The organism is Hymenobacter cavernae (assembly GCF_014641455.1).
Lineage (GTDB): Bacteria > Bacteroidota > Bacteroidia > Cytophagales > Hymenobacteraceae > Hymenobacter > Hymenobacter cavernae.
This window is the reverse complement of record NZ_BMHT01000008.1, coordinates 231,901-254,174: the sequence shown is the minus strand read 5'-3', so window position 1 is coordinate 254,174 and position 22,274 is coordinate 231,901. Positions and strand designations below refer to the sequence as shown.

The following is a 22,274-nucleotide window of genomic DNA, read 5'->3' as shown; positions in this document are numbered from 1 at the left end:
CTGCCTTCACCGGTGGGAGAGTCGGTCGCCGCCAACCTTTGCTTGTTCTTCAGCCCTGGCTGGTCGCTGCCCTCCGCGCGAACAGTCAGGGCTGAACTCGTTTACCCCCCGCCCTTCGCTACGCAACGCACTCCTGCCAAACTATCCAAGCAAGATGTAGACGCTAAAGTGCGTTATTTAACCAGAATATCATCTGCGACTCAGGCATTGATTTATAATAGATGTTGACAGATAGGGTTAATAGATCTTTTTTAACATTATTCAGTAAGCGTAAGAAGATACTTTAGTATTTGTTGCTATGATTTTGAGTATTGTTGCGTTATAGCTTGATCTTGAGTTTTTAGCTTTAATCAGCAAGTATGTCGTTAACTTATCCGTGGTTCTTGCTAGGATTGCTGGCTCTGGCAGTTCCAATTGTAATCCATCTGTTTGAATTACGCCGACCGAAGCGTGTTTTATTCAGTAATACCGGCTTCATCCGGGAAGTAAAGCTTGTTACAGCACGTCAACGGAAGGTGAAGCATTTGCTGGTTCTCTTAGTCCGGCTTGGCTTTATCGTATTTCTGGTGTTAGTATTTTGTCAGCCTTTCTTGCCTGCTCCGCAGAAAAATAGGAATAGCAATTCCGTGAAGGTCTTGGTAGATACTTCGCCTAGTATGCAAGTGCAGGGCGAAGAAGAGCAGACAGCCTTCGATCAGGTAGTGGAGCAAGCGCGTGACCTGACGACTGTTTATCCTGCTTCGACGTATTTTGAACTAGTAAATAAGCCACATAGGAGGCTAACAGAATCAGCTTACCGTACGAGCTTAGAGCAACTAGGCATCTCGGGCCACACAGCCTCTCTGCAAACGACATTAGCGCGCTTAGTAGAAACAGGAGTGAGGCAAGAAGGGCAGATATATATATTCTCAGATTTTCAGAAAAATGACTTTTCACCTCAGTTCATTACCGGATTCGATACGACACAACAGGTCTTTTTGGTGCCGGTAGTAGGCAAAGAAGGTAAAAATGTGTATGTAGATAGTTTAATGCTAGATGATGCCTTCGTGCGTGTCGATGCTGACCTGTCCATTAAAATTCGGGTGCACAATGGCGGTAATGTGGCCGCTAATAATTGCCAAGTCAGGTTGTTTATCGGGGAGCGACAGGCAGCGGCTTTCCAGACCTCCGTAGAAGCCGGTGCTAGCACAGCAACTACCGTGCAGGTGCGTTTGACCGGACGCGACTTGCAGAGGTGCCGGGTGGAAATTGAAGATTTTCCCGTTACATTTGATAATACCTATTATTTCACGTTACAGCCTGCCCCACAAATTAGAATAGCTGAACTAGCTTCTGACAAAGCCGCCACACAACGTCTTTATGCCAATGAGCCTATGTTTAGCTATACTCTTGGTAAGCCCAACAGCGTAGATTATCGAGCACTTACGGCGGCTAATTTGGTGCTGATACAGGAGTTGCCGCGGATCGAAACCAGCTTAAGAGAGAACTTGCAACAAGCAGTGCAACGGGGCGCTACACTAGTCATTGTGCCACCAGCCGACGCAACTGGACGACAGTCTTACAACACGCTATTCCACGACTTAGGCCTAGGTACCGTGCAGTGGGAGCCCAGCCTAACTGACAAGCCTAGTTTGCGGGATTTAGCCTCGCCAAATCTGCAAAATCCTTTCTTTCGTGAAGTGTTTGCGCGACAGAACCGGCCGGCCGTAATGCCGAAAGCAGCCCCTGTGCTGCATTGGTCACGCTCGGGAATAGATGTGTTGCACATGCGCGACGGAGAAGCTTACTTAGCTGGCTTCCCAAGTGGAAAAGGCAAGGTGTACCTGTTCTCGGCGCCCTTTGATGAGAGGTATTCCAGTTTTACTAACCATGCGCTCTTTGTGCCCGTGATGTACCGACTGGCCATGCAGAGTTTTCGCAACGATCAGCAGCCTGCTTACCGGCTGAATCAAAGGACGGTGGCGCTTGCCATAGATGGCAGTGAAACTGCAGGCCGTGCGGAACGTGTGTTTAAGCTTACGAAAGACAGTCTGACGTTTATTCCAGTGCAGCGTATCCAGGCTGGAGAATTGCGCTTCGATGTGCCGCCGGAGATGCAGGCTCCTGGCTTCTACCAGCTTTCGCGCAATGGGCGGATGGTGGCTACCTTGGCCTTCAACTTCGATAAACGTGAATCAAATCTAGCTCACTACTCTGCCCAAGAGTTGCGCGCTATGATCGGAAATCGATCTAATATGCGAGTGTACGATGCCAGCGCTGGGACCTCGGTTGCATCCCAATATCGAGCAGAACGCGTTGGTACGCCTCTTTGGCGCTATTGCTTATGGGGAGCCTTGGCTTGCCTGCTAGCAGAAGTGTTGCTACTGCGTTTTGGTGGTCGTCGGCAGACTGCCGCACAGCAGCCCATTGCTAACGCGGCCTAAACAGAGCCACAAGATAGTTGGAGCAAATTCCGTTATCTTGCTGCCTCATTTTTAACACGTGGAATCAACTAATTCTTCTGCTCAACCAGTCCTTAGAACGGCCCTGCTCTTTGGTGTTGGGTTAGGAGTTTTAACCCTAGGTTGGGTGATTTTATTGAATCTGGCTGGTAGTAATCCATACGGCCCGCGGCGCCTGATGACCGTGCCCCTGGTACCTGTAGCTGTAATTGCAAGTCAGTGGTTTGTTCGACGGTATTACGCCAATGGGCCGGGGCTAGGTCGGGCAATTGGAACGGGGCTGCTCACGGCTTTGATAGCGTCTGCCGTTTCGGCCGCTACCTTATATGGTTTTGCCCGCGCTGCTAGCCCAATATTGCTGGAGCGTAATGCAGTAGAGGCCCGGCAAATTTTGCAAGGAGCACGCAGTTATTACTTAAAGCAGCCTGGTGGCGCAAAGCAATATGAATTGGAGCAGCAGGCTTTAGGTGGTCCGACGAAACCCGAGGGTCTAGCCCAAGATGAGTTTGTGAAGAAGATGCTGCTAGGTTTCCTGTTCGCTATACCCGGCGGAATTTTCCTTCGGAAATAGCCAGTTACTATCTCACGCCTCAACTCAAAATCGTCATGGAAACTACTGCAACACCTGCCGTTAATCCTTCCTCTGCTGCAATTCGCTATGGGTTAGTCACAGGGCTGATATGGATCATTGTTGATTTCATACTACGATTAACGGAGCTTTCTTTTAAATACTCTGTATACCTAGGTGCTGCTATAATTGTGTATACACTAGGTACAATCTTGGCGCATAAGTTCTTCAAGCAGAATAATGGAGGATTTATGACGTACAAACAAGGGATGTTAATTGTACTCGTAATCTCTGTGATTTTTGGGCTGTTGTCTGGCTTATTTAATTACATATATGTCAACTTAGTTGATCCTGATTATGTAATTCGTATGCGTGCAGACATGGAAGCTTGGATGAGTACACTACCCAATGTAACAGAGGCACAAATTGATAAAAGCTTAGCGGGAATGAGCGATGAAAAAGTAAAGTCTCCATTACAGATCGTTAAAGGATTAGCTAGTAATTGTGTTTGGGAGGTTTTTATAGGATTGATTATTACAGCCTTCACAAAACATAACCGTCCCGAGTTTGAGTAAGCGTCCATCGCAGCATTTTCCCGTTGAGCTATCCATCGTTGTACCGCTGCTCAATGAAGCCGAGTCCTTACCTGAGCTGACGCGCTGGATCAACCGCGTGCTCACGCACCATGGGCTCACTTACGAAGTCATTCTGGTAGACGACGGCAGCACCGACGCCTCGTGGGAGGTGATAGAGGAGCTAGCCCAAACGGATACGCACTTGCGTGGCATCCGCTTCAACCGCAACTACGGCAAATCGGCGGCGCTGAATACGGCCTTTGAGGCTGCTACTGGCCGAGTCGTATGCACCATGGATGCCGACTTGCAGGATTCGCCGGAAGAGCTGCCTGAGCTTTACCGGATGATTGTGGAGGACCACTATGACCTAGTAAGCGGTTGGAAAAGAAAGCGCTATGATCCGCTTAGTAAAACACTTCCGACCAAGCTATTCAACGGCGTAACGCGTTGGATATCCGGCATCAACCTGCATGACTTTAATTGCGGCCTCAAGTCTTACGACCAGCGCGTGGTAAAGAGTATTGAGGTGTATGGCGAGATGCACCGCTACATTCCGGTGATTGCCAAGTGGAACGGCTTTGGGCGCATTGGCGAGAAGGCCGTGCAGCACCAAGAACGCAAGTACGGCGTCACGAAATTTGGGCTGGAGCGCTTTGTCTACGGTTTTCTCGACTTGGCTAGTATCACATTTGTAAGTCGGTTTCGGCGGCGGCCCATGCACTTTTTTGGTACCTTAGGCTCGCTGTCTTTCCTAATAGGCATGGTGCTTACGGTATGGCTGACGGGTGAGAAGTGGTGGTTGTCGCTGCACAATCTTAAAGCACGTGGCGTAACGCAGCAGCCCTTGTTCTTTCTGTCTTTGGTGGCCGTTATTATTGGGGTACAGCTCTTTCTGGCCGGTTTTCTGGCCGAGATGGTGCAGCTCAACGGGCCACGCCGCAATCAATATCTAATCCGGGACAAGCTGAATATCAGTTAACAATTATCATTTACCAGTTATCAGTCGTCTTTCGTCATTTATCAATTTTATTAGTCTTTTAGCCTAGCTATCAAAGAAATAGGAAGATGTTAAATGATAATTGGTAAATGAAAAAGGTTGTCATTATCGGCCCGGCTTATCCGTTGCGAGGAGGGTTAGCGACTTACAATGAGCGGCTGGCGCGGGCCTTTCGCGAGGCCGGTGATGAGGTGCGCATTGTGACGTTCAGTCTACAGTACCCTAGCTTTTTATTTCCTGGTCAGACCCAGTTTAGCACCGAACCCGGCCCCACAGACCTAGCTATCGACGTCAGTATCAACTCCGTTAACCCGCTGACGTGGTGGGCCGTGGGCGAGAAGCTGCGACGTGAAAAGCCGGATCTGGTGGTGTTCCGCTTCTGGCTGCCGTTTATGGGGCCGGCCCTCGGAACCATTGCTCGCCGAATACGACGCAACCACCACACGCGCATTGTTGCCATCACTGACAACGTCATTCCGCACGAAAAGCGGCCTGGCGACCGGCCGTTCACGCGCTACTTCTTGTCAGCTTGTGATGGATTCGTGACGATGTCGCGCGCCGTGCTGGCTGATTTGCGCCGCCTGCGGTTTAAGCAACCAGCACAGTACCAGCCGCATCCGCTTTACGATAATTTTGGAGCCCTGAAGCCGAAAGCTGCGGCTTTGGAAGCACTGAACCTAGATCCGAAGTTTGGCTACCTGCTCTTTTTCGGTTTCATACGGGCCTACAAGGGGCTTGATATCTTGCTTGAAGCATTTGCCGACGAGCGGCTGGCTCAGTTGCCCATCAAGCTGATCATTGCCGGGGAGTATTACGAAGACGCGGCGCCCTATGAAGTGCTCATCCAGAAGTATAACCTGGAAAGCCGCCTGGTGCGCGCCACCGATTTCATTCCAAACGAACAGGTAGCCAATTACTTCTGCGCTTCCGATATTGTGGTGCAGCCTTACAAAAATGCCACCCAGAGCGGCGTTTCACAGATTGCTTACCACTTCGAGCGGCCGATGCTCGTGACCGACGTTGGCGGCTTAGCCGAGTTAATTCCGGCCGGCGAAGTTGGGTACGTTACCAAGGCGCAGCCCAAAGCCATTGCCGACGCGCTGGTTGATTTCTACGAAAACAGTCGGGAGGCCGAGTTTGCTGCCGGTGTGTGGGCCCGAAAAAAGCAATTTTCGTGGTCGGAAATGGTAGCGGCGCTGAAAGCTGTGGCAAGTTAAAGAGCCTAGGTCCCGGCTGCACTTGGCACCGTTGAAACTTAGGCTCTTATCAGGCTAGCTTTCCGGAGCTACACGCTCATGCTGGCTTGCACCGCGCTCAAGACTTTCTCGGCTGGTAAGTCTTCCATACAACTGGTACCTAGCTTGCAGGTGCCACGGTAGAAGCACACGCACTGGCGGTCGGGCTGCACAATCTGGCCGCGGCCATAGAGGTCGAATTCGTAGGGGTTGAAGATGTTGTTCATCAGTACCGTAGGCTTTTGCAGGGCAATGCTGATGTGCATGGCCATGGTTACCTGCGTCACGATGACGTCCATTTGGTAGAGCAGGTTGATGAACTGCTCCAAGGGGAAATACCCTAGGTAGGTGGCGCCGGTAGCGGTGTGCAGGCGCTGGTTGCGCTCATCTTCAGCCGCGCCGCCGAGCAGAATGGGCGCGTAGCCGGCGCTTTGGAGCTGCCTGATCAGCGAAACCCATTTCTCATCGGACCACAAGCGGGTCGTCCATCGGTCGCCACAGCCGGTGTTCAGGCCCACGCGCGGCTTGCCGGCGGGCAGCGCATCCCAGCGGTAGCCCTTGTCCTGGTGGTTGTCGAACACGTATTCCTCGCCCCGAAACTCATAACCGCATAACTCAAAGATTTCCTGTGGGTAAGGCTTCTGATTTTCCAGGCTAGACTGGTCGAATACGCCGGTCAGGAACTTATGATTCGCCAGCTCATTGCCGGGCCACGCCACGCCGTAGTCGGGGTGCAGCCTGTAGCCAAACTTCTGCTTAGCCCGAATAGTATCGTGCAGCGCGCAGGCTTCCTTGTCCTTATCAAGGTTGAACAGGATGTCAAACTCGCGGGCTTGTAAGTGCAGCGTCGAAGCTAGGTCCAGCTTCAGAATCTCATCCACGGCGCCGGCAGGCAGGATAGCGGGCGTGAGCGTAAGCCAGGTGATCTTAGCCGCCGGATACTCCTGTCGCAACCGCCGCAGCAGGGGTGTCGTCCGAATTACGTCGCCGATAGCACCTAGCTTGATAATCAGAATTCGCTCTTTAACAGGCGCGTACACTGGGCAGCCGGCGCACACATAGCCATGCTCTTTGTTGGGACGACAGGGAATATCACCGCGAAAATGGCGGCAATCGGGGTGGACGAGGATGCCGTTCAGTTCAGGCATTACTAGGATGCTTAGAAGAAGTATTGGGCAAAGATAATGACGTGCAATCCTGGCTGGAGTGGGCCTCCAGCCAGGATTGTAGCGCCATAGCAGATAGCGACGGTAAGCTAACCGCGGTTAGATACCGAGGTAATTCGAGGGGGAAATAGCGCGCAGTTCGGCTTTCACCCCTTCGCTCACATCCAGCGTTTCCACGAACTCCCGAATCGTCTCAGCCGAAATGGAAGTGCCTGTGCGCGTCAGTGCTTTCAGAGCGTTGTAGGGGTCGGGATAGTTTTCGCGGCGCAAAATGGTTTGAATGGCTTCGGCCACCACGGGCCAGTTGGCTTCCAGGTCGCGGCGGAGCGCTTCTTCGTCGAGGGCCAGCTTATTGAGGCCGCGTTGCAGCGAGGTCAGCGCGATGAGCGTGTGACCGAGCGGCACCCCTAGGTTGCGCAGCACCGTGGAGTCAGTGAGGTCGCGCTGGAGGCGGGAGATGGGCAGCTTGGCGGCCAGGTGTTCCAGCAATGCATTGGCAACACCTAGGTTACCCTCCGCATTTTCAAAATCGATGGGGTTTACCTTGTGCGGCATGGCCGACGAGCCAACCTCACCCGCCTTGATGGTCTGACGGAAATAGCCTATCGAAATGTACTGCCACACGTCGCGGGCTAGGTCTATCAGGATGGTGTTGAGGCGCTTGAGTCCGTCGCAGGTGGCAGCCAGATGGTCGTAGTGCTCAATCTGGGTGGTCGGGTAGCTGCGGTGCAGGTGTAGCGTTTCGTTCACGAAATGGTTGGCAAACTGATTCCAGTCGATCTGCGGATAGGCAACGTGGTGGGCGTTGAAGTTGCCGGTCGCGCCCCCAAACTTCGCCCCGAATGGCACCTGCCCTAGCAGCTCTACCTGCGCATCGAGTCGGGCCACGAACACCATTATTTCCTTGCCCAAGCGGGTAGGGGAGGCGGGCTGCCCGTGCGTGCGGGCCAGCATCGGCACCTCTTTCCACTCGTCGGCGCGCGTAGCGAGCTGATTGCGAACTTGGGCATAAGCGGGCAACAGCACCTGGAGCAACGCCTGTTTGAGGCTCAGCGGAATCGCCGTATTGTTGATGTCCTGTGAGGTGAGCCCGAAGTGAATAAACTCCAGATGTTGCCCCAAACCTAGGGTCGTGAACTGGTCGCGAAGAAAGTATTCCACCGCCTTTACGTCGTGATTGGTTACTCGCTCGTGGGCTTTCACTGCCTCTGCTTCTGGCTCACCAAAGCCCTGGTAAATAGCGCGCAACGCCGGAAACACAGTCGGGTCGACGCTTGCTAGCTGCGGCAGCGGCAATTCGCAGAGGGCGATAAAGTATTCTATTTCCACCAGCACCCGAAAGCGAATCAGCGCCAGTTCCGAGAAGTAAGGCGCTAACAGCGCAGTTTGGCGGTGGTAGCGCCCGTCGAGGGGCGAAACGGCGGTAAGCGGGGTGAGGGTTGTGGGGAAAGACATAGCGAAGAGGATGGCCAGATGGGCCAAAGGTAACGAAAGCCGAACCGTCCGACGAAGCTAAGCGCGCGGCTTTTCGCTACCTTTGTGCAGTATGCGGCGACGAATTTGGTATGAAACTCGTACCTGTCCGTTGCAATTCTCTCCCTCTGATTCTCCGCGTGAATTCTGCTGTTAAGAAAAAAATAGGTATTGGCCTGGGCATTCTGGTAACGCTACTGGCCGTGGCGCTGGGCGTTTTTTTGCTTAAGCGTCAGCAACTGCTCAATTATGCCTTGGTTCAGGTGAAGGCGAAAGTCGAGCGCAAGTACCCCGTGCAGCTGACCCTAGGTCCGGCCCGCTTCACAGATCTGAATTCCGTGCGCATCGACGGCGTAGCCTTAGTGCCCACTGGCCACGACACGCTGCTGCGGGCCTCAAGCATTGATGCTTCGCTGAGCGTACGGTCGTTGTTTGCCGGCCGGCCGGTGTTCAGCAATCTGCAAATCGATAATGCCCGCCTGACGGCCCGCAAAACGGCCGCGACGGACAATTTCTCGTTCCTGTATCGGAAGAAGAAAAGAACAACGGCTGCGCGCGATACGGCCAAGGGAACCAACTACGGCGTTCTGCTGAACCAACTGCTGGAAGCCGGGTTCGATAACGTTCCGGGCGAGGCGGCTTTCAAGAACTTCTTGGTCACCTACGATAGTCCGCGCCACCAGGCGCAGATAACCATGCCAAGCCTCACGATTGAAGACGGTGACATTAAGGGCCAACTTACGGCCGTCATCGATTCGGTCACTAACCGCTTGGGTATCACTGGCCACGTAGAAGCTGGCGACTATGAGCTAGCGGCGCAGGTGTACGGCCTGAACCGGCAGCCCGTGACGTTGCCCTACTTGCAGCGTCGCCTCAATACGCGCGTGCAGTTCGACACGATGCGCGTGAGCCTAGATGGTAAAGACTTCGACGACGAGCAGCTGACGCTACGCGGTTCGGCCTCCGCCACCAACTTTGTGCTCAACCAGCCTAAACTGGCTGCCCGCGACATTGTGGTGCCGCACGGCGGCATCAACTTCATCACCACCCTAGGTCAGGCGTCGATGGTGCTGGAAAAAGGCACCAAAGTGCGGCTCAACCGCATCGAGTTTTACCCCACGTTCAGCATCCGTAAGCTGCCGGTACCGCAACGCGTGATTGGCAAAGCCAACGGCGTGAAGAAGCGCAGCGACTTTCTAGCGGGCTTGCAGGTTTCGGCGGATATAGAATCGGCTGAGACGCCCGCAAACGACTTTTTTGCGTCGTTGCCCGGCGGCATGTTTGAGGCGCTGGAAGGGATGCAGGGCGAAGGCACGTTAAAGTACAGCCTGCATACATCCCTGGATATGAACCAGGTAGATAGCCTGAAGTTTGATTCGTCGTTGCGCGGCAAGAACTTCCGCATTACGCACTTTGGACAGGAAAACCTGAATAAGCTCAACGAGGAATTTGCCTACACTGCCTACAACGACAAAGGCGACTCCATCAAAACGTTCCTAGTTGGTTCCGACAACAAGGATTTTGTGCCGTACGATCAGGTATCGAACTACCTGAAAAGCGCCATTCAGACGGCCGAGGACCCTAGGTTTTTTACTCACAAAGGTTTCATGGAGAAGGCCTTCGTGAAATCGGCTATCCAGAACCTGAAGGAGCATCGCTTCGCCCGCGGCGGCAGCACGATTTCCATGCAGCTCGTGAAAAACGTGTTCCTGACGCGTCAAAAAACCGTGGCCCGCAAGGTGGAAGAGATGCTCATTGTGTGGCTTATTGAAAATACGCGCCTCGTGAGTAAGGAGCGCATGTTTGAGGTGTACCTGAACATCATTGAGTGGGGCCCGAAAATCTACGGGGTGAAGGATGCGGCCCGCTTTTACTTTGCCAAGCAGCCCGACGATCTCAACCTCTCGGAGAGCCTGTACCTGGCGAGCATCATCCCCAAGCCTAAGTTCTACCGCTACTCCTTCGACAGCTACGGCAACCTGCGGGGCAGCACCCGCTACTTCTATCGCCTCATCGCCGACATTATGGTGGAGCGCGGCATGATCACGCAAGCTGACCGCGAGAATATGGCCCTCGGCGTCGCGCTAAACGGTCCCGCTCGCAAGTATATCGTGACGGCCCGTGACACCACGCGCCCGGCTGCTGCCGACTCGTCGCAGTTTGAGCCCCTTAACCTAATTGACTTGCTTGGCGGCGGTCAGGCACCCGACGCGGGGGTGAACAGCAATACACCCGACGAGCAGCCAGCGCCACCGCCGCAGAAACCATAGAACAGTAAAAGAAAAGCCTCCTTGATTCAATTCAGAGAGGCTTTTTTTGTAAACTAGGGAGGCAAGATTATAACGGCTCTTCTTCCTGTTTAGGGAAAATAAGAGATATGATAACGGATGCAGCCAAGATAAAACCTACTAAGCCAAGCGAAAGGCTCATCGGAATTTCGTAGCCACGCGCCGCCAGGTAGTCGGTGCCGAGCAGCTTAGCACCAATGAAGACCAGGATCAGGGCCAGCCCGTAGTGCAGGTAGTGAAAGAGCTTCATCAGCCCGGCCAAGGCGAAATACATAGCCCGCAGACCTAGCAAAGCAAACACGTTGGACGTGTACACGATAAATGTGTCGCGCGAAACCGCCAGAATAGCCGGGATAGAATCGACGGCAAACATCACGTCCGTCGTTTCGACCATGAGCAGCACCACAAATAATGGCGTGGCAAACAGCAGCTTGTCTTTACGCACAAAGAACTTGTCGCCCTCCAGCTTGCTGGTCACGGGCATGTAGCGGCTCAGGAACTTAACGACGGGGTTATTATCTGGGTCAATTGCCGGCTCGCCTGCGCTGAGCGCCATGCGTACGCCCGTGTAGATGAGGAAAGCACCTAGCACGTAAAGCAGGATGTGAAACTTGGCCAGCAGGGCCGCTCCGGCCAGAATAAACGCCGCTCGCAAAACCAAAGCACCAATGATGCCCCAGAACAGGATTTTGTGCTGATACTGCTGTGGAACTTGGAAATAGCTGAAAATGAGCAAGAAGACAAATAGATTATCAACGCTCAGTGACTTTTCAATCAAATAGCCGGTCAGGAATTCTAGCCCCGCCTGCCTACCCATTGTGCGGTATACGAAGTAGTTGAAGGTCAGCGACAACACTACCCAGAAGCAACTCCATGCCAACGCTTCCCGCATTTTTACCACGTGGGCTTTGCGGTTGAAGACGAGCAGGTCGAGCATCAGCATCGCCAAAACGAAAGCGTTGAAGCCGACCCAAAAGGCGGGAGTGTTTTCCATGCGCAGGACGAGACAAGACCTAGCTCTGCCCTCAAGACGGAGCAGAACTATGCTAGGCTTACCGCGATTCCTGGGCCGGGGTTGCGGTGCTCACCGAAATAGCGTCCGGGGCATTCTGGCTACTGTCGGTTGTGCCGCGCCGGAAGCGGTGAAACCAGCTGTAAACCTTCATCTGCACAACGCCGAAAAATGCCTCCTTGAAGATGCCTTTCGACATTTTGGAAGCGCCGCGCGTGCGATCGGTGAAGATAATCGGCACTTCCTTGATGCGGAAGCCGTACTTGTAGGCGAGCCACTTCATTTCGATCTGGAAGGCGTAACCCACAAAACGGATGCGGTGGCGTAGTACCGTGCGCAGCACCCGCGCCGTATAACACTTAAAGCCGGCCGTGGCATCAGCAATAGGCATGCCTGTGATAAAGCGCACGTAGGCCGAGGCGAACCACGACATCAGCACGCGGTCCATGGGCCAGTTAACCACGTTTACGCCTTGGATATAACGCGAGCCAATCGCCATATCGTAGCCATCCACGGCGCAGGCTTCATAAAGACGGATAAGATCGTCGGGGTTGTGGGAGAAGTCGGCGTCCATCTCAAACACGTACTCATAACCGCGCATCAGCGCCCACCGGAAGCCGTGAATGTAGGCGGTACCTAGGCCCATTTTGCCCTGCCGCTCTTCCAGAAAAAGCCGATCTGGGAATTCCTGCATCAACCCTCGGACGATAGCCGCTGTGCCGTCGGGTGAGCCGTCGTCGATAATGAGCACATCAAACGCTTTGGGCAACGAAAATACTTTGCGGATAATCAGCTCCGCATTTTCGCGCTCATTGTACGTCGGGATTAAGACCAGCCCACTGTTCATTGCCTCAAAGATAATAGCTAGGGCCTGCTGCCGATAATTTTTTCGGCCAGCTGCCGGGCGTGGCGCACGCAATCAGGCACGCCAACCCCTGCCCGCCAGTTAGCTGCGGTGTGAATGTTGCTGGTAATCAAATCGTCAGCGGCGGCGTGGGCCGCTACAATGCGTTGGTCGAACTGCGGGATGGCGCGCGGCCAGTAGTAGCGGCTTTGCCACACAGGAACTGCTGCCTTAATGCCGTACAAGCGACTAAGCTCCTGATGAACCGCTTGTTTCTGCTCCGCCTCCGGCTGTTGTGCCTGCGCTTCGTACTGGCTGCCGCCCACAAATGTGGTAAATAGCACTTGGTCGGCCGGGCACCGGTTAGAAAAAAGCGAGCTGGTCCAGATGCTGCCAGCGGCATATGGCTGCTCTATGCGTGGATGCAGCGCGCCAAAGCCATCCAGCGGGTGTGCTACATCGGCCCGACGATAAGCCGTGTACACAGCCGCCATTGGGGGGTAGTACACGCCGGCAAGCGCCTTGGCTGCTTCCGGAAATAAAGGCTGAAGCAGCGGAGCAGCCGCGTACGTGGGCAAAGCAAGTACCACATCCGTGTAATGTTGCGGAGCTAAGCCACCCGCAAGCTGCACCTGATAGTGGCCGTTTGGCAACCGGGTAAGTGACGTAACCGACTCACCAGCGTGGTAGTTCGTAAGCTGATTAGCTAAGGTGATGGGCAGCATTTGCAGGCCCGCACGGAGCGAGATAATGCGTCGGCGTCCGCCAGTGCCGCTGCTTTTGGCAAGTCCGCGCACTACTGAGCCGTAGGTTTGCTCCAGCTCAGCTAGCTTCGGAAACGTTTTGTGCAATAGTAATGCTTCCGGGTCGCCGGCGTAGATGCCGGAGATGAACGGATTTACCGCGTATTCCACGACCTCTGACCCGAAACGGCGACGAAAAAAGCCAGCTACGGTTTCAGTTGGGTTGGCTGGCAGCGGCGCGCGGCTCAGTTCCCGTAAGATATTAAACTTCGCTTTCAGACTGAAAAAGCCATTTGCTAGTAGTGTGGGCGGCGAACTGGGCAGCTTCCGATAGCGGCCACCGCGCAGCACGTAGCGATTGGCACTTACACCCGCAGTATTCTGAATATCTCCGCTCAAACCTAGGTCGGTAAGCAGATCTTCCAACTCAGCGCTGAGTTGTAGTGAATTAGGGCCGGTTTCAATCAGATAATCGCTCGTCTGTTCTGTGCGCAAATTTCCGCCAGGCGTTGAGCTAGCCTCAAACAAATCGTAGGCTACACCTGCTTTTTGCAGGTAATGTGCCAGTGTAAGGCCGGAAATGCCACCGCCCAGAATAGCGACCATGATACAACGCTTAGGAAAAGATAAAAGAACAACGTGATGCCAGCGCACCGCCACAAAGGTAGGTGCTGCCGTCAACCTTGGGCGTCCACGCCTGATTGGTAACAATCATGAGCCCATGTAATTCACCAGCTAAACGGATTTTTTACGCATTCCGCATGGCAGAATGTAGTTTTGGACTGATGAATAACTCAAACTCTACGACTGAGTTGCCCAAGCGCAACAAAGCCATTTTTCTGGACCGCGATGGGGTGCTGAATGAGGAAATCGGCGACTATGTATGGCGCCTGGAGGATTTCACGGTGCTGGCAGGAGTGCCGGAAAGCTTGGTCCGCCTCAAAGCTGCTGGCTATTACCTTATTGTCGTCACAAACCAGGCAGGCATCGCCAAAGGTCTCTTTACACCTGCTGAGATGCATGCCTGCCACGATAAGCTGCAGCAAGCCATTGGGAATCTGATTGATGCGTTTTACTTCGCTCCGTCGCATCCTTCTGTTAGCGAATCGTTGTCGCGCAAGCCGGCTCCCCTGATGCTGGAGAAAGCCATTGCGCGCTTCCACCTCGACCCAACTCAGTGCTGGATTGTGGGCGACCGACTACGCGACCTGGAGGCCGGAGCGCGGGTTGGCGTGCGGGGCATCCTGGTAGGTCACAGCGAAGTAGGCGCGTATCAACCTTATGCCGCCAACCTGGCAGCGGCCACCGATATTATCCTAGGTCAGGTGCAATATCTTTGCTAAAAGGAATGCGGGGTAGAAGTTAAGTTTCTGCTCAACTTCTACCCCGCATTCCTTTATAATTCTACTTGCTAATTTTCGATCAAGCTTTCTTCATTGATATACGTACCTAGCCTTTTGAAAAAGCCAGTAGGGGTTAAATACTCTTCCCAGATTCCTCGTAGCTTTTTCTGAAGCGCTTTGAAATCTTCTTCGGAGATATTGTTGTGAAAGTCTGCAACAATATCTCCGATTCTATCAATGTCTTTCTCGTCCACCCAAACGCAAAGGCTTTTCCAATCAATTACGTTTTCAAAAGGTACGGTGCTATCAGTGTCCAGGAAAATTGGAATTCTGCCGCAGCATAAGGTTTCAAAGAAGCGAATAGAATTGTTTCCATAGCCGCGAATGCATATTGTATAATCGCTCTCAATTATATTATCTACAAACTTCTTCCTGAAATTGTAGTTGTCTTCAGCAATGTTACCCGTGTTGAGGCCGTCTGGGCCAAAGGCAAAATTGCTTTTCAGCCTAAAATTCTGAACGACCTTTTTGGAACGTTGTAGTCCTATTATTGCCCGTGCTCTATAGGAGTGGGCTACTTTAACGGGAAACTTCTGCATGATTCCCATGTAGTTGCCTATCAGTCTGATCATGCCTAGTACCTTCTCCTTGCCCATCGTGGTATTAAGAGGAGGAGCATAACCGCAAAATCCTATAACGGGTTTGCTGGCCTTGGGGCGAATTGTTAATACGCCATCATTATATTTCTCCAAGAAGTCTTCAAAGAAGTGCGGCCAAGGATGTACGTTCTTCGGCTGTTTTGATTTGCTGATGGCACTATTGAATATAATAGCATTTTTGATCTTTATATTCAGGTCCAATGTGTCGTGGCCTACAAAAACCAGTACTTTTTTATTGCTGCCTTCTACATATTTAACGAAGGGCTCTATTTCTTTTTCGAATTTTGCCTGATCATTAATTACATCATAGAATATTGGCAGCAAACAAGCGTCGCATTCTTCAAGCGTTGTAAGCTCCAAGAACTCTTTGCCATTCTTTAGATAGTCGTCGAACCTGCCGTACGTAACTGAACCAGGCTTCTCTTCGAAATTACCTATAAAAGGAATGAGCAGTTCAACGGGCTTGCCTTTGTCTAGTAGGCTTAAATCAGTATAAAGCTTGAGCTTCATGTGTTTTTCTTTTGATGTTGTCGCAGTTTAACCTTTAGACTACTTTAACTAATAGCTTCGCACGGACGAACTTAATGCTTGGACGTTAATGTGTCAGTCAAGCAGAAGGGTTTATCCTGAACGATTAAGGACGACTTGGAATGCAGAATACCAGCACTTACCCAACTTGCGTCTTGCTCTTGATTAATATGCAAAAGTCGATATAAAAGCTGAATATAGAATTAATTTAGTAAGAATATTGATTTTCCTGAGAATCAGACTGATTAATCAAGAGCATAAAGTTCAGTGCTAGGTGTCGTACTACAATGGTAGTATAACCTAGGTATAGATAGATGAGGCTTCTAAAGCCGAAAGCCCCGACCGAGGGCGGGGCTTTCGTTGGGAAAGGTTGTTGCGTGCGGTAGCCTAGGTTTTCATGCGGTGTTAATTCCACATGCGCCTCGGCGCACTTGTCTAGCTTGCTATTACTGACGAGCAACAGAAGTAGTAGACGTGCTGGCCGTGATAGGCGACGAAACATGGGTGGCCGGCTTGGTGCTGGAGTAAGCAGGGCATTTGGTGGTGCAAGAATTCAAACCTACAAGGCCGATTATTGCGATGAGAAGAAGGTTTTTCATGTAAAAATGCAATAACTTGTTAGAGGAAGATGCCAAGAGGTTCAAACGGAATGCAAACCACTTAATTGTATAGATCGTTCCTAACACAAAGATTTTGCCTAAAATACAAAAGCAGCTTTCCTCACCAAGGTGAAGGAAGCTGCTTGCTGTTTCTAAGGATAACTGATATTGTTATCAGGATATAGTACTACTGGTGAGTAGCTGGGGTAGCTATGCTAGCCGTCTGGTTGGTGGGCGCTGAAGTTGACCCCTTAGCTTTGCTATAAGCCGGACAAACTTGCTTGTTGCAAGAGGTAAGTCCAGAAACAATTACTAGAGCGACAAGAAGTACTTTTTTGATCATGGGAAAGCAGTGAAAGTTGGCAGAGAAAAGATCTGGGCCCGAAACACAAGTATCGGGCCGACTCAGCGTGGAGCCAGCCCGGTACTTGCAGCGGTAACCTAGCTTTGGTACCCTAATATACGCATCATTGATTCACTATCCTGCTCATCGGCAAACACATAGTCGGTGAGGGTGCCGTCTTCGGCGCGGTCAAGGATGACGTGTTTGGGCGCCGGGATGAGGCAGTGCTTGATGCCGCCGTAGCCGGAAAGGCTTTCCTGGTAGGCGCCGGTGTGGAAGAAACCGACGTACAGCTTCTGCTCATCCGTGTTTTTGCGCTCGGGCAGGAATACCTGGTAGATGTGCTTCTCGGCGTTGTAGTAGTCCTGTGAGTCGCAGGTGAGGCCACCGAGCTGAATCTTCTTGTAGGACTTCTGCCAGCCATTGATGGCCAGCATGATAAAGCGCTGATTCAAGGCCCACGTATCGGGCAGGTTGGTGATGAACGAGCCGTCAATCATGTACCAAAGCTCCTTGTCGTTCTGAAGCTTTTCGTCCAGAATCGAGTAGAGCGTCACGCCGCTTTCGCCCACCGTGAAGATGCCAAACTCCGTGAAGATGTTCGGCTCCGGCACACCTTCTTCGGCGCAAATGCGCTTGATCGTGCGCAGGATTTCTTCGATCATATAGGCATAATCGTACTCCGGCTGGATGCTGGTCTGGATGGGCAGGCCGCCGCCGATGTCGATGGTGGTGAGGGTGGGGCACACTTTGCGCAGCTCGCAGTACTTATGCACGAAGCGGCTCAGCTCCGACCAGTAGTAGCTCGTGTCCTTGATGCCGGTATTGATGAAGTAGTGCAGCATCGTCAGCTCAAAGCGGGGGTCTTCCTTGATCTTCTGCTCGTAGAGCGGAATGGCATCGGCGTAGCGCACGCCCAGGCGCGAGGTATAGAACTGAAACCTAGGTTCTTCGTCGGAAGCTAGGCGCATCCCTAGGTTGCACTTCTCACGCACGTTTTCGTGGTAGTACTCAATCTCGTCGAGGTTGTCGAGAATGGGCATGCAGTTCACGAAACCCTCGTTGATGAGCTCGGTGAGGTGGCGCTTGTACCGCTCGCGCTTAAAGCCGTTGGCGATGATGAAGGTCTGCTTGTTGATCTTGCCCTTGTTGTACAACGCCCGTACGATGTTGATATCGAAGCCTGAAGACGTCTCGATCTGAATATCGTTCTTCAGCGCTTCTTCCAGCACAAAGCTGAAGTGTGACGACTTGGTACAGTAGCAGTAGGTGTAAGTGCCCTGGTAATCTGTTTTCGCGATGCCATCTGCAAACCACTTCTTGGCCCGCTGAATCTGGGAGCTGATCTTGGGTAAGTAGGTGAGGCGCAACGGCGTACCGTGCTTCTGGATGATATCCATCAGGGGAATATCATGGAAGCGCAGCTCGTTATTTTGTACGGTAAAATCTTGAGTGGGAAAGTCGAACGTCTGAGAAATCAGGTCGTGATAGGTATCCATTGAAGGGAGAAGGGGTCTGTAGCTTGTGGGTTAAAACGCTATAAAGCGCATGCCGAAACATCGGGTAGGTCCTGGTAATTCCATCAACAATGGAAGATTACCCAAGACGGATAAGATGCTGAAGCAAGAGCATGAAGCGCGTAAATGAGTGAAACAACCTAGCCTTTCTGCGGGCTTTTGCGCACCTTTAAGGGCCGGCAAAGATAGGTGGTAGCGGACACTCCTACGGGGGCGTCCGGGACGAGAGCGGTGAGACGTGGTCCTGCTCCGACTGGTATTCGGCTGGGTCTTTGGCTGCCCGTCGTTGTCGCGCACAGTTGGTTATGAAACGCATTAAGCTCATTGAAGTTCGCTCCGAGCTAGGGGCGGGCACCCGCGGGGCTAGTCTGGGAATAGACGCTCTGCGCATTGCTTGTCTGAACAAAGGTTCTGATTATTTCCGGCGCTTCAACGCCGTTGCCGTGCCCGATCTGAACCACGTGCTGTTCGACAAAAATCACTTCCCTTACGCCAAGCACATCGATTCGGTGTACACGGTGCTGAAGGGCATTGCTAATACGGTGGAACAGACGCTACGTTTCGGGGAGTTCCCGTTGGTGCTGGCCGGCGACCACAGCAACGCCGCCGGCACCATCGCCGGCATCAAGGCGGCCTACCCGCACAAGACCCTGGGCGTCGTTTGGGTCGACGCCCACGCCGACATTCACTCGCCCTACACTACGCCTTCCGGCAACATGCATGGCATGCCGCTGGCCATGGCCCTGAACGAGGATAATCGCGTGTTGCAGCGCAACGAGCCAGAGCCCGAAACCGAATTCTTCTGGCGCCGCCTCCAAAATCTAGGGGAGCCCGGCCCCAAGCTCACGCCCGAACACCTCGTGTACGTGATGGTGCGCGACACGCAGCGCGAAGAGGATGAGCTGGTGGAAAGGCTAGGTGTAAAAAATTTTGTGCTCGATGAATTTCGCGCCAAAGGGCCTAAGCAGGTAGCCCGCGAAATTTATGAGCGGCTGCGCTTCTGCGATTTGGTGTACGTGTCGTTCGATGTCGATTCGCTGGATTCGCGCTTCAGCAAAGGCACCGGCACGCCGGTAGAAGCTGGGCTGAATGTGCAGGAAGCTATCAGCCTGTGTCATTATCTACTGGAAAATGAGCGAGTTGTGTGCTTCGAAATGGTCGAGATAAATCCCACGCTCGACTCCGAAAACACGATGGCGAAGAATGCCTTCGACATTCTGGAGTCGGCCACCGATGCCATTCAGGAGCGGCTGCGGCTGGAGGAAGCTACCTCGCGCGGACCTAGGGGCGAGGTGGCAAATGGGTGAGGGCACCTGTCATTCCGAGCAGCGCGAGGAATCTGGATTACCACTTTAAAGATGAACCCAGATTCCTCGCTGCGCTCGGAATAACAGAGAAAGGCAAACAATTGTCGGCTGCAAGTCCTTATGCACATACGACAACCAACTCCACCTACCTCATGAAATACAATCTGTTAGGCAACACGGGCCTGAAAGTTTCGGAGCTGTGCCTGGGCACCATGACCTTCGGCGGCAAAGGCTGGGCACAAGCCATCGGTACGCTCGGACAAGAGCAAGTAGATGAGCTGATGAAGCGCTCCATCGACGCGGGTATCAACTTCATCGATACGGCCAACGTGTACTCCGAAGGCTGGTCGGAAGAGCTGACCGGCCAGTCCTTCCGCAACCTAGGTATCGACCGCCATGACCTCGTGCTGGCTACCAAAGTGCGCGGCAAGATGGGTGAGGGCCCCAACCAGGTTGGCCTCACCCGCAAGCACATCATGGATCAGGCCGAGGCTAGCCTCAAGCGCTTGAACACCGATTACATCGACCTCTACCAAATCCACAGCTACGACCCGCTCACGCCGCTGGAAGAAACTCTGCGCGCCCTCGATGACCTGGTGCGGAGCGGCAAAGTGCGCTACATCGGGGCCAGCAACCTAGCTGCCTGGCAATTGATGAAAGCCTTGTCGTACTCGACCTACAACCACGTCGAGAAGTTCGTGTCGCTGCAAGCCTACTACACCATTGCCGGCCGCGACCTGGAGCGCGAGCTAGTACCATTGCTGCAAGATCAGAAAGTAGGCCTAATGGTGTGGAGCCCGCTGGCCGGCGGTTTCCTAAGCGGCAAATACACCCGCGAGAACCAGGGGGAAGAAGGCTCCCGCCGCACCGGCTTCGACTTCCCGCCCGTCGACAAAGAAAAAGCCTACGACATCATCGACGCGTTGCAGCCGCTGGCCGAAGCAAAAGGCGTTACGGTGGCACAAGTTGCCCTGGCCTGGCTGCTCCACCAGCCCGTCGTGACCAGCGTAATCATTGGCGCTAAAAAGATGGACCAGTTGGAAGATAACCTGAAAGCCGTGGATGTGCAGCTGACCCCCGAAGACTTGCAGAAGCTGGATGAAGTTAGCAAGCTAACCCCGGAGTATCCGGGCTGGATGCTGGATTTCACGAAAGGCGACCGGCAGGCGTAGAAGTTCTAGAGCAAATTAGAAAGGCTCCTCATTGAGGAGCCTTTTTTTATGTCACGTCAGTCACTGTCTCGTTGTGGATGTACGTCTGTGCTGGTGCCGGGATCATCGTAGCCGCAGCCGCAGATGCTCTGAGTATCTGGGATGTTTTGCGCAGGTGTGTCCTTTGGGACGGACTAGCAGCGTTCTTCGGATCAGCCGGGGGGCGGGCGTTATAAAGTAGGTAAATAAGGAAAACCTAGGTTCTGCTTTACGTGGACAGTCAGGTAGCCGCTTAACCTCAACTATACTTATTTAACTTATTGCACATGCTTGGTGCAGCGCAGCTGTCGTATTAATCTCATCCTACTCCAATCTAACTGCATTTGTCAATGCGAAACCTCTCTCTTCCGCGAACTAATCACGTGTTGCTACTAGCTGTGCTCAGCGCGGTAGTTCTGTACTTTGGGCGCCCATTTCTGGTACCGCTTGCGCTGGCGGCGGTGCTGGCTATGCTGCTGACACCTGTGGCGCAGCGACTTGAGCGGTGGGGGCTAGGTCGAGTTGCGTCGGGGTTGTTGTGCATATTGTTGCTGCTGCTGTTCATTGGCGCCGTCGTTGGAATTATCGGAGCCCAAGCGGCTAGCATTTCCGAACAGCTGCCGCAAATTCAGCAGAAGCTGCAACAACTCTTGGAACAGGTTCAGCAGTGGATTCAGCAGCAGTTTGGGGTGGCACCACAGCAGCAGATTCGCTTCATAGAGAAGCAAGTCAGTAAGGCTGGGCAATCGGCCAATCGCTATCTAACGGCTTCGCTCAGGAGACTTAGCGGTTTGCTGAGTGGCTTAGTGCTGGTAGTGCTCTACCTGTTTTTCTTTCTCTGGGGTCGGAGCAAGTTTCGCGAGTTCTTCTTGCGCCTAGCCCCGGAAGGTCGGCGAGGCGAAATGGGACAGATGCTCGACCAGATGCGGCGAGTAGCTGGACAATACCTAAGCGGCCGATTTGTCTCGATCATATTTTTAACGGTTTTCTACGCCATTGGCTTCTCCATTGCTGGGCTGAAGAATGCGCTACTGTTGGCGTTTATTGGCGCATTGCCCACGCTAGTGCCCTATGTTGGCGCTTTTGTTGGCGCCTTTTTTCCCTTAATGATGGCGCTAGTAAGTGGCTCCGCTACTCAGGTGCTACCTACAGCGGCCATTATAGCGGCGGCACAAGTCATCGACAACAACATCATTGAGCCGCTAGTAATGGGTTCCCGACTCAACCTAAGCCCCATTTTTACTATTGTAGGGGTAGTAGCCGGCGAGCTGCTTTGGGGTATTCCGGGCATGATCTTATTTGAGCCGCTGCTCGCTATCATCCGCATTATATGCTCCCACGTGACGGAACTGCATCCATATGCATTTCTGCTTGAAGGCGAGGTGGCAGAGCCCAAATGGCTAGACAAGTTCAAACGACTATTCCATCGAGCCGTTGATTGAGGGT

Annotated in this window: 18 protein-coding genes; 10 read left to right on the top strand and 8 right to left on the bottom strand. The window is 52.9% G+C overall.

Annotated features, from left to right (window positions below):
• The first annotated feature begins 359 nt into the window (after nucleotides 1-359).
• The 5 genes from IEX74_RS20545 to IEX74_RS20525 all read left to right on the top strand — a co-directional run bounded on the left by IEX74_RS20545 (nucleotide 360) and on the right by IEX74_RS20525 (nucleotide 5,798).
• Nucleotides 360-2,423 (top strand): BatA domain-containing protein, encoded by a 2,064-nt coding sequence (locus tag IEX74_RS20545; protein WP_229755398.1) that lies wholly within the window; start codon nucleotides 360-362, stop codon nucleotides 2,421-2,423.
• A gap of 58 nt (nucleotides 2,424-2,481) precedes the next feature.
• Nucleotides 2,482-3,012: a DUF4199 domain-containing protein gene (locus tag IEX74_RS20540; protein ID WP_262892050.1), complete on the top strand. Its 531-nt coding sequence runs from the start codon at nucleotides 2,482-2,484 to the stop codon at nucleotides 3,010-3,012.
• A 35-nt stretch (nucleotides 3,013-3,047) separates the two neighbouring features.
• Nucleotides 3,048-3,584: a DUF4199 domain-containing protein gene (locus tag IEX74_RS20535; protein WP_188815912.1), complete on the top strand. Its 537-nt coding sequence runs from the start codon at nucleotides 3,048-3,050 to the stop codon at nucleotides 3,582-3,584.
• Complete coding sequence (locus tag IEX74_RS20530; protein ID WP_188815911.1) at nucleotides 3,577-4,563, top strand: glycosyltransferase family 2 protein; 987 nt, start codon at nucleotides 3,577-3,579, stop codon at nucleotides 4,561-4,563. The genes IEX74_RS20535 and IEX74_RS20530 overlap by 8 nt, the downstream gene beginning before the upstream one ends.
• A 107-nt stretch (nucleotides 4,564-4,670) precedes the next feature.
• Nucleotides 4,671-5,798, top strand: a complete 1,128-nt coding sequence (locus IEX74_RS20525; protein ID WP_188815910.1) for a glycosyltransferase — start codon at nucleotides 4,671-4,673, stop codon at nucleotides 5,796-5,798.
• Nucleotides 5,799-5,866: 68 nt separating this feature from the next.
• On the opposite strand, the gene IEX74_RS20520 is transcribed toward IEX74_RS20525, so the two are convergent.
• Together IEX74_RS20520 and purB are read right to left on the bottom strand one after the other, a co-directional pair.
• Nucleotides 5,867-6,964 carry a glycosyltransferase family 9 protein gene (locus IEX74_RS20520; RefSeq protein WP_188815909.1) on the bottom strand — a complete coding sequence of 366 codons (1,098 nt, stop codon included), beginning with the start codon at nucleotides 6,962-6,964 and terminating at the stop codon, nucleotides 5,867-5,869.
• Nucleotides 6,965-7,081: 117 nt separating this feature from the next.
• Nucleotides 7,082-8,437, bottom strand: coding sequence for an adenylosuccinate lyase (gene purB / locus IEX74_RS20515; protein ID WP_188815908.1), 1,356 nt, complete (start codon nucleotides 8,435-8,437; stop codon nucleotides 7,082-7,084).
• A 158-nt stretch (nucleotides 8,438-8,595) separates the two neighbouring features.
• Here purB and IEX74_RS20510 point away from each other — a divergent pair, with 158 nt between their 5' ends.
• Nucleotides 8,596-10,725 (top strand): biosynthetic peptidoglycan transglycosylase, encoded by a 2,130-nt coding sequence (locus tag IEX74_RS20510; protein WP_188815907.1) that lies wholly within the window; start codon nucleotides 8,596-8,598, stop codon nucleotides 10,723-10,725.
• A 67-nt stretch (nucleotides 10,726-10,792) separates the two neighbouring features.
• On the opposite strand, the gene IEX74_RS20505 is transcribed toward IEX74_RS20510, so the two are convergent.
• Genes IEX74_RS20505 through hemG form a run of 3 tightly spaced genes read right to left on the bottom strand, consistent with a single transcriptional unit; the run spans nucleotide 10,793 to nucleotide 13,948 of the window.
• Nucleotides 10,793-11,737, bottom strand: coding sequence for a TerC family protein (locus tag IEX74_RS20505; RefSeq protein ID WP_188815906.1), 945 nt, complete (start codon nucleotides 11,735-11,737; stop codon nucleotides 10,793-10,795).
• Between the two features lie 58 nt (nucleotides 11,738-11,795).
• Nucleotides 11,796-12,602: a polyprenol monophosphomannose synthase gene (locus IEX74_RS20500; protein WP_188815905.1), complete on the bottom strand. Its 807-nt coding sequence runs from the start codon at nucleotides 12,600-12,602 to the stop codon at nucleotides 11,796-11,798.
• Nucleotides 12,603-12,619: 17 nt separating this feature from the next.
• On the bottom strand, nucleotides 12,620-13,948 hold the full coding sequence (hemG, locus tag IEX74_RS20495; protein WP_188815904.1) for a protoporphyrinogen oxidase: 1,329 nt from the start codon (nucleotides 13,946-13,948) through the stop codon (nucleotides 12,620-12,622).
• Between the two features lie 179 nt (nucleotides 13,949-14,127).
• Here hemG and IEX74_RS20490 point away from each other — a divergent pair, with 179 nt between their 5' ends.
• Nucleotides 14,128-14,685: a D-glycero-alpha-D-manno-heptose-1,7-bisphosphate 7-phosphatase gene (locus tag IEX74_RS20490; RefSeq protein ID WP_188815903.1), complete on the top strand. Its 558-nt coding sequence runs from the start codon at nucleotides 14,128-14,130 to the stop codon at nucleotides 14,683-14,685.
• A 68-nt stretch (nucleotides 14,686-14,753) separates the two neighbouring features.
• Here the strand turns inward: IEX74_RS20490 and IEX74_RS20485 are convergent, their stop codons facing one another.
• The 3 genes from IEX74_RS20485 to IEX74_RS20475 form a co-directional block, all read right to left on the bottom strand.
• Complete coding sequence (locus tag IEX74_RS20485) at nucleotides 14,754-15,854, bottom strand: exostosin domain-containing protein (RefSeq protein WP_188815902.1); 1,101 nt, start codon at nucleotides 15,852-15,854, stop codon at nucleotides 14,754-14,756.
• A gap of 464 nt (nucleotides 15,855-16,318) precedes the next feature.
• Entirely contained in the window at nucleotides 16,319-16,471 is a 153-nt protein-coding gene (locus IEX74_RS20480; protein ID WP_188815901.1) for a hypothetical protein, read from the bottom strand.
• Between the two features lie 441 nt (nucleotides 16,472-16,912).
• A complete protein-coding gene (locus IEX74_RS20475; protein WP_188815900.1) occupies nucleotides 16,913-18,313 on the bottom strand; it encodes a type III PLP-dependent enzyme domain-containing protein in 1,401 nt (466 codons plus the stop codon).
• 323 nt (nucleotides 18,314-18,636) lie between these two features.
• Here IEX74_RS20475 and IEX74_RS20470 point away from each other — a divergent pair, with 323 nt between their 5' ends.
• The 3 genes from IEX74_RS20470 to IEX74_RS20460 all read left to right on the top strand — a co-directional run bounded on the left by IEX74_RS20470 (nucleotide 18,637) and on the right by IEX74_RS20460 (nucleotide 22,270).
• On the top strand, nucleotides 18,637-19,638 hold the full coding sequence (locus tag IEX74_RS20470; protein ID WP_188815899.1) for an arginase: 1,002 nt from the start codon (nucleotides 18,637-18,639) through the stop codon (nucleotides 19,636-19,638).
• 152 nt (nucleotides 19,639-19,790) lie between these two features.
• Nucleotides 19,791-20,810: an aldo/keto reductase gene (locus IEX74_RS20465; RefSeq protein ID WP_188815898.1), complete on the top strand. Its 1,020-nt coding sequence runs from the start codon at nucleotides 19,791-19,793 to the stop codon at nucleotides 20,808-20,810.
• A 401-nt stretch (nucleotides 20,811-21,211) separates the two neighbouring features.
• Nucleotides 21,212-22,270, top strand: coding sequence for an AI-2E family transporter (locus IEX74_RS20460; RefSeq protein ID WP_229755397.1), 1,059 nt, complete (start codon nucleotides 21,212-21,214; stop codon nucleotides 22,268-22,270).
• Nucleotides 22,271-22,274 lie beyond the last annotated feature (4 nt).